The 7,532-nt window shown below is 72.0% G+C and carries 8 protein-coding genes; 4 read left to right on the top strand and 4 right to left on the bottom strand.

Annotation, left to right across the window (positions count from 1 at the left end):
- Positions 1-201, bottom strand: a 201-nt coding sequence (locus tag D7X12_RS43855; protein WP_208719517.1) for a hypothetical protein, incomplete at its 3' end; no start/stop codon positions are given.
- A gap of 210 nt (positions 202-411) precedes the next feature.
- On the opposite strand from D7X12_RS43855, the gene D7X12_RS36595 reads away from it, so the two are divergent.
- From D7X12_RS36595 to D7X12_RS36610, 4 genes are all read left to right on the top strand, one after another.
- On the top strand, positions 412-873 hold the full coding sequence (locus D7X12_RS36595) for a hypothetical protein (protein ID WP_120629840.1): 462 nt from the start codon (positions 412-414) through the stop codon (positions 871-873).
- Between the two features lie 81 nt (positions 874-954).
- Positions 955-2,382 carry a sensor histidine kinase gene (locus D7X12_RS36600; protein WP_120629841.1) on the top strand — a complete coding sequence of 476 codons (1,428 nt, stop codon included), beginning with the start codon at positions 955-957 and terminating at the stop codon, positions 2,380-2,382.
- Complete coding sequence (locus tag D7X12_RS36605) at positions 2,379-3,740, top strand: sigma-54-dependent transcriptional regulator (protein ID WP_120629842.1); 1,362 nt, start codon at positions 2,379-2,381, stop codon at positions 3,738-3,740. The genes D7X12_RS36600 and D7X12_RS36605 overlap by 4 nt, the downstream gene beginning before the upstream one ends.
- Positions 3,741-3,954: 214 nt before the next feature.
- The gene (locus tag D7X12_RS36610; protein WP_244225000.1) at positions 3,955-5,727 is read left to right on the top strand and encodes a L,D-transpeptidase family protein; all 1,773 of its coding nucleotides are present in this window, start codon (positions 3,955-3,957) and stop codon (positions 5,725-5,727) included.
- Between the two features lie 21 nt (positions 5,728-5,748).
- Here the strand turns inward: D7X12_RS36610 and D7X12_RS36615 are convergent, their stop codons facing one another.
- The 3 genes from D7X12_RS36615 to D7X12_RS36625 are packed head-to-tail and all read right to left on the bottom strand — an operon-like array spanning position 5,749 to position 7,506.
- Positions 5,749-6,165, bottom strand: coding sequence for a secondary thiamine-phosphate synthase enzyme YjbQ (locus D7X12_RS36615; protein WP_120629844.1), 417 nt, complete (start codon positions 6,163-6,165; stop codon positions 5,749-5,751).
- A gap of 25 nt (positions 6,166-6,190) precedes the next feature.
- On the bottom strand, positions 6,191-6,925 hold the full coding sequence (locus D7X12_RS36620) for an alpha/beta hydrolase (RefSeq protein WP_120629845.1): 735 nt from the start codon (positions 6,923-6,925) through the stop codon (positions 6,191-6,193).
- Entirely contained in the window at positions 6,922-7,506 is a 585-nt protein-coding gene (locus D7X12_RS36625; RefSeq protein WP_244225001.1) for a peptidylprolyl isomerase, read from the bottom strand. The genes D7X12_RS36620 and D7X12_RS36625 overlap by 4 nt, the downstream gene beginning before the upstream one ends.
- Positions 7,507-7,532: the final 26 nt, after the last annotated feature.

Here is a 7,532-nt window from a genome sequence, read left to right on the forward strand (position 1 = left end):
GCGGGGGCCGGCGTGTTGGCGAAGGCGGCGGAGGCGGCGAACAGGGCGGCGACGATGACGGTCTTCATGGATGGCTCCGGGGAACGACACGCCGACGCGGAATTGCATCGGTTGTTGTGCGCTGTCCTTGAGCACCCGCCGTGCCAGCCGCCGGTTTTGAACAACTTCGCGGGGTTCCCGGGGTAGGAGCGGATCCGCCATGGGGAGAATCTCCTCAGGTGCGCGGGTGTAGATGGGTGCCTGCTCCCCAGGCAGGCGCACGGCGCTTTGACGGCAACGACGCTCTTCTGCAAGCTGCGGCGCGTTCGCTCGGCCCGAGTGTCAGGCGCCGGGGCCTCTATAAGAGCGAGCGTGAGGCCCGGCGGTCCTCGTCGCGCATGTCGCGCGGCCAGGGGTCGGGAGAGATGGCGTATGCGGCACCTGCTGGTCGCATGGGGCATGGCGTGGTTGGGGGTGGGGTGTGCGGCAAGCATCCCGCCCGAGCGCCTCCAGGCCCAGGTGCTGGAGACGGAGCGGTGGCAGCGGGAGTACCAGTCCGAGCGCGAGCGCACGGAGTTGCTGGCGACGAAGCTGGCGGCGGTGGAGTCCGCGCTGGAGGAGCTGGCGCAGCAGCGCGCGGAGGCGGAGCAGGCGCGCGCGGAGGCCGAGCAGGGCCGTGCCTCCGCGGTGGACGAGCTGGCGCGGCTGGAGACGGAGCGCCACGCGCTGGAGGAGCACAACGCGCAGCTGCTGGCGCGGCAGCGTGAGCTGGCGGCACTGCACGAGGAGCTGTCGGACGTGTGGTACGAGTCCGCGCTGGAGCGTGCGCGACGCCGCACCCAGCCGCCCCTGCCGGGTGAGTCGCCCAAAGAGGCCTCCGGGCCGGTGCCGTGACGTTCCTGCCGTGACGTTCCTGGAGGTGCCCCGGCCTGGGGCAGGCCTCCTTCCCCTTCTTCAAGGAGCTTGGGCGTGGCGATGAACTCGCGGACCCCCATCCGTGGCTACCGCGCGGGTTTCTTCTTCGTGGTGATGCTGCTGTCGGCCGTCACGGGCTTCACGCTCTGGACGGAGGTGCGCACGGGCCATCAGGTGGACGCGCTGGTGCTGGAGGCGCTGGAGCGCGCGAGCCTCATCGGCCGCATCCGCGTGGACGTGCTGTCGCTGGAGTCCGCCATCGAGGCGCACGTGCGCTCCACCGGCGACGCCGAGCGGAAGGAGGCCGACGCGGTGATGGAGGACATCCTGGGCAGCATCCGCCGGGCCTCCGAGGCGTACATGCGCCACCTGCCTCCGGGGGAGAAGGCGGTGTGGCTGCGCTTCAACAACGCGTGCCAGGGGCTGGCGGATCAGGTGCGCGCGGCGGCGGTGTTCTCGCGCCAGCGCGACGCGGAGCGCGCCCGTCGCCACCTGGTGGAGAGCATCCGCCCGCTGGCGGCGGAGGTGGACCTGCTGGCGGGGAAGCTCGCCACGGAGAACGCGGACGACGCGCGCGAACTCGTGGGCCGGCTGGGCACGCTCCGGGTGCGCAACACCGCCCTGGGCGCGGGCACCACGCTCTTGGCCATCCTCCTGTCGCTGATGGTGGGCTGGCACATCACCTCCCTGCTCAAGCGCCAGGACGCCACCATCCAGGGGCAGCTGGAGGAGCTGGGGCGGCACAACCAGGAGCTGGATGCCTTCACCAGCCGCGTGGCGCATGACCTGATGGGCCCGTTGTCCCCGCTCAAGGGCTACCTGACGCTCATCCGGCGCTCGGGGGCGGTGAAGGACCCGGGCGCGCTGGAGATGATCTCCCAGTGTGAATCCAGCGCGGTGCGCATGGGCGAGTTGATTGAAGCGCTGCTGCGCTTCTGCCGCGCGGGCAACCGGGGCGACGGCACGAAGGGCGAGCTGGACACGGCGGTGAGCACGCTGCTGTTGGAGGTGAGCCAGACGGCGTCGGCGCTGGGCGTGGCGCTGGAGCGCGAGCTGGAGCCGGGCGTGCTGGTGGACTGCCCCGCGCAGCTGCTCCAGGTGGTGGCGCGCAACCTGCTGTCCAACGCGGTGAAGTACACGGCGGGCCGGCCGGAGGCGCGCGTGGTGGTGCGGGTGGCGACGGAAGGGCCGGACGCGGTGGTGGAGGTGACGGACAACGGGTTGGGGATGAGCGCGGCGACGCAGGCGTCGCTGTTCCAGCCGTTCTTCCGGGCCGCGGAGGTGCGGAGCATCCCGGGCCACGGGCTGGGGCTCGCCACCACCCGGCGCGTGGTGGAGGCGCACGGGGGCACGCTCACGGTGCACTCCGAGGAGGGCAAGGGCACGCGGATCCGCGTGCGGTTCGCGCGTGTGGCGCGCACGCAGGCTCCGCTTGTGGTGGAGTCCGGCCCGCAACGGGACTCCTCCTCCATCCGCAAGGCCTCATGAGCTCAGCCCGAATCCTCGTCGTGGATGATGACCCGCATGCGCGGGACCTCCTGCAGCGCCTGCTGGGCGTGCTGGGTCCGGTGGTGCAGGCCGCGGATCCGAAGAGCGCCGCTGAGCGGATGGGCGAGCAGGCCTTCGACCTGGTCCTCACCGACATGGCGATGCCGGACCCCGGCGACGGGCTCAAGGTGTTGCAGACGGCGCGCTCCACCCTGCCGGACACCCCCGTCATCGTCGTCACGGCGTTCGGCAACATCGAGGGCGCGCTGGACAGCATCCAGCAGGGCGCCTTCGACTACCTGTCCAAGCCGTTCGACGTGGACGCCATCATGCGGGTGGCGAAGCGGGCGCTGGAGCAGAAGCGGCTGGTGGAGGAGAACCGCACGCTGCGCAAGCAGGTGGAGCGCACGTCGCTCGTGGGCCGCAGCCAGGCGCTGCTGGAGGTCTACAAGCAGGTGGCGCGCGCGGCCACCAGCAACGTGCCGGTGCTGATTACCGGCGAGACGGGCACGGGCAAGGAGATGGTGGCGCGCGCGCTGCACAAGCGCTCGGCGCGCTCCAGCGGGCCGTTCATCCCCATTGACTGCGGCGCCATCACCGAGTCGCTGATGGAGAGCGAGCTGTTCGGTCACGCGAAGGGCAGCTTCTCCGGGGCGTCGGGTGCGCGGCGCGGCCTCTTCGAGGAGGCCAACGGCGGCACGCTCTTCCTGGACGAGATTGGCGACGTGGGCCCGAAGGTGCAGTCGCAGCTCTTGCGCGTCCTCCAGGAGGGGGAGATCCGCCGCGTGGGCGAGAGCGTCCCGGTGAAGGTGGACGTGCGGGTGCTGGCGGCGACGAACAAGGACCTGAAGGTCCGGGTGGCGGAGGGAGCGTTCCGCGAGGACCTGCTGTACCGGCTGGACGTGGTGCACCTGCACCTGCCGCCCCTGAGGGAGCGGCGCGAGGACATCCCGGCGCTGGTGGAGCACTTCGCCGCGCTGCACGCCCGGGGCGGGGTGCGGCCGGTGGTGACGGCGGACGCGATGGCGCGGCTGACGGTGTACGACTGGCCGGGCAACGTGCGGCAATTGGAGAACGTGATGGCGCGGGCGCTCGCGCTGAACGTCACCGGCGTGCTGGGGCCGCCGGACTTCCCGGAGCCCATTGGCGACGCGCCCAAGCGCCTCACCGGGCTCGCGGGCGACCTGCCGAGCCTCGCGGAGCTGTCGCGCCGGTACGCGGCGCACGTGCTCCAGCACGTGGGCGGCAACAAGAGCGAGGCGGCGCGGCTGCTGGGCGTGGACCGCAAGACGCTCTACAAGCTGCTGGAAGCGCCCGAAGCGCCCGAGGTCATCCCGCCCGCGGAAGGCCGGAGCTGATCGCCCGCCGCGAGGACGGGACGCGGCCCGTTCCGTCAATCACGGCAATCACCGCTGCGGGCGGCGGATCTGCCCACCCCGGCGGCGGCGCGCGCAGGACTTCACACCTGGGCCGACGTTGAGGATGTCAGCGGGGACCCGTACCGTAGCAACCTGTATGCGCCGCCGCTGGTTCCCCCTCGGACTCCCCCTGATTCTCTTCGCGTGCGCTCCGGTGGAGCCACCCCTTCCCCTTGAATCAGGGGACGCGGGCAGCGCCCTGCCCGTGACGGAGGTGGCGTCCCTGGCCTCCGCTCCCGCCGCCGAACCGGATCCGGCCGCGGAAGCGCTGCGCTCCGCGTGGCAGGCCACCGCGCCGGATCCGTCCGTGGACGGCGGCGTGCCTCACGCCACCGCTTCGGCCCTCATCGAAAGCACGGACGTGGCGGGGGACGCGGGCCCGGAGGATGCGCTCTCGCTGATGATGGAGCCGTCGCTCGCGCAGGCCTCGGCCTCGTTCCGGGGCTCGCATTCCCAGGCCCTGCCGGGCGAAGAGGAGCCCCAGGTCATCACCGAGTCCGAGGTCCCCGTGCTCGAACTGGGACCGGATGGCGAACCCCTGCTCGATGCCGACGACTTCGCCCAGGAACCCGTGGCACCCGTCGCCGTCGAGCCCCTCGCGGAGGTGGGCCCTGGCCTGAACGGAATGCCGTCCGACGTGGATGGGGGTGACGCTGCCTCCGAGGAACCGCTCGCGACCGCCGATGCCGGGATGGAGCCCTACGCCATCCCCTACGCTCCGGACGCGGGCTCGCTGCGGGTGCGCCGCTCCATCGCGGTGCGCTCGGAGCCCCGGCAGGACGCGCCCACGCTGGGCACGGTCGCCCAGGACATGCGCGTGACGTGGAAGGGCGCGATGCGCGGGCCGGACTGCGAGACGTGGGTGCAGTTGGAGCCGCGCGGCTGGGTGTGTGAGCGCTACCTGGAGCAGAACTTCCGCGAGCCCCGCGTGCGCACGCTGCCCCGCGTGGAGGAGGGCGCGCTCACGCCCGGCATCTATGCGCGCGTGGTGGGCCGCCGCGTGCGCGCCTACCCCAGCCTCGCGCTCGCCAAACGGCGGCGGCAGGGCGTGCTGCTCAAGGGCTCCGTGACGGTGAAGCTCCAGGGTCAGGTGAAGGTGGGCCGGCGCACCTTCTGGCGCACCTCCGACGGCCAGTACTTCGAGGCGCGCGTGCTGCGCGAGCACCGCCCGTCCGACTTCAGCGGCCTGGACGCGGAGGCGCTCGCGTCGCTGCCCATGCCCTTCGCCTGGGCCCAGTCCCGCGTCACCCCCCGAGCGGACGTGGTGGTGCGCGTGGCGCCGGACGCCCGCGCCGAACGCGAGACGGTGCTCCCGCCGCGCACGCTCGTCTCCGTGCGCGAGCTGTCCCCGGATGGCCAGTGGGTGCGCATCGCGGAGGACCACTGGGTGGCGCGCGACGACCTGCACGTCGCGTGGTCGCTGGCGTCGCCGTCCATCGTGGAGCCCGGCGCGCGCTGGCTGGACGTGGACCTGGAGGCCCAGGTGCTCATCGCCTACGAGGGCGACCGCCCCGTCTACGCCACGCTCATCTCCTCCGGCAGCCCGGGCACCGACACGCCCGAGGGGCTGTTCCGCATCTGGGTGAAGTTCGCCGAGGCCGACATGACGGGCCAGGAGGGCAAGGCCAGCTACCGCGTGGCCACCGTGCCGTGGACCATGTTCTTCGAGGGCGACTTCGCCCTGCACACCGCCTACTGGCACGACCGCTTCGGTGAGCCCGTCAGCCACGGCTGCATCAACCTGGCCCCGAAGGACGCGCGCGTCCTCTATGGGTGGACCACGCCCGAGGTGCCCACCGGCTGGTCCATGGCCCACGCGCTGCCGGAGGACCCGGGCACCTGGGTGCGCATCCGCGGACAGGCCCGCGTGCAGCCGAAGAAGCGCCGGGGTGCGGCTGCCGTGGTCGCCACCGTCAGCGACCTGTGAGGCGTCAATGCATCCGGCGCCTCAGCCGCCCAGCACGGACACGGTGACGCGGCGGCGGTGCGGCGACGTGCGGTGCTCCCAGACGTAGACACCCTGCCACGTGCCCAGGTCCGCCTGGCCGTCCTTCACCGGCACGCTCAGCGACACCTGCGTCAGCACCGTGCGCACGTGCGCGGGCATGTCGTCCGGTCCCTCCGCGTCGTGCTGGAACAGCGGATCCCCGTCCTTCACCAGCCGGGAGAAGAACGCCTCCAGGTCGCGCTGCACGACGGGGTCCGCGTTCTCGCTGATGAGCAGCGATGCGCTCGTGTGGTGCAGGAACAGCGTGCAGAGCCCGTCGCGGATGCCCGTGCCCTTCACCGCCCGCTGCACCTCGTCCGTGATGTCCACGAGGCCCCGGCCCCGCGTGGGGACCGTGAGTTCCTTCGCCTGGTACACGCTCAAGCCTCCGTCCCGCGGCCGGTCAGCGTTCGTCCAGTCGCTTCTCGAGGAACGCGGCCATCCGCTCGATCTCCTCCGTGACGATGGCGTGCCCGCCGTCGAAGGGCAGCAGCTCCACCGGCAGTCCCGCGCCCGTCAGCACGTCGCGCAGGCGCTCGGCGCCATGGAAGGGGAGCATCGTGTCGTCCCGGCCGTGCCCCATGAACACCGGGAGCGACGAGCGCGCACGGGCCTTCGTCTTCCACTCCTCCACCGCGATGAGCGTGCCAGACAGCAGGCACAGCCCGGCGGGCGCTTCCTCCAGCCGCAGCGCCACGTCCGTGGACAGCATGGCGCCCTGGCTGAAGCCTCCCAGCACGATGCGGCCGTAGGGGTGCTGGAGCGCCGCCACCGTGCTCATCAGCGCGCGGCGCGCGGCGGGCATCCCCGGGGGCACGTCGCGGGCGAACTGATCCCAGTCCCGCTGCTCACCCGCCAGCACGGAGTCCGGCAGCAGGAACCAGGCGTGTGCCTGGGGCATGCCCAGGTGCGCCAGGGTCAGGGGGGCCTGCGTGAAGACGAAGCGCACGCCTTCGGCGAGCCGGGGGGCGGCGGCCCAGAGCTCCGGCGCCAGCCCCATCAGGTCCGTGCCCGACGCGCCGTAGCCGTGGCTGAGCACGACCACCAGCTCCGGCTTCGCGCCCTCCGGGAGCGCGTCGACGACGTGGCAGTCCAGTTCGCCCAGCTTCGTGCGCACGTGGCGCGGATGGAGGCTCACGGCTGCGCGTCGCTGATGGTGATGTGCTGGATGACCACGTCCGTGTCGGGCCGGTCCTGCCGGTTGCGCGGCACGTTGCCAATCTTCTCCACCACTTCGTCGTAGCCCTTCACGACCTCACCGAAGATGGTGTGCTTGCCGTTGAGGTTGGTGGGCGTGGAGGTGGTGATGAAGAACTGGCTGCCGTTGGTGTCCGGGCCCGCGTTGGCCATGGCCAGGATGCCCGGCTTGTCGAAGCCGCGCATGCTCTTGAACTCGTCCCCGAAGCGGTAGCCCGGGTCGCCCCGGCCGGTGCCCGTGGGGTCGCCGCCCTGGATCATGAAGCCCGGGATGACGCGGTGGAAGATGACGCCGTCGTACAGCGGCTTGCCCTCCACGCGCTCGCCCGTCTTCGGGCTGATCCACGGCTGCTCGCCGGTCGCGAGCCCCACGAAGTTGGCCACCGTCTTGGGCGCGTCCTTGGAGAAGAGCTTCAGGACGATGGTGCCCTGGTTCGTCTCCATCGTGGCCCAGAGGTCCTGGCCCTCCAGGGCCTTCTTCTGGAAGCCCTTCGCGGCGGCTGCGTCCGTCTGCAGGCTCACCGTACGGGCGGGCGCGGGGGTGCCCG

Source organism: Corallococcus sicarius (genome assembly GCF_003611735.1).
GTDB classification, from domain to species: Bacteria; Myxococcota; Myxococcia; order Myxococcales; family Myxococcaceae; genus Corallococcus; species Corallococcus sicarius.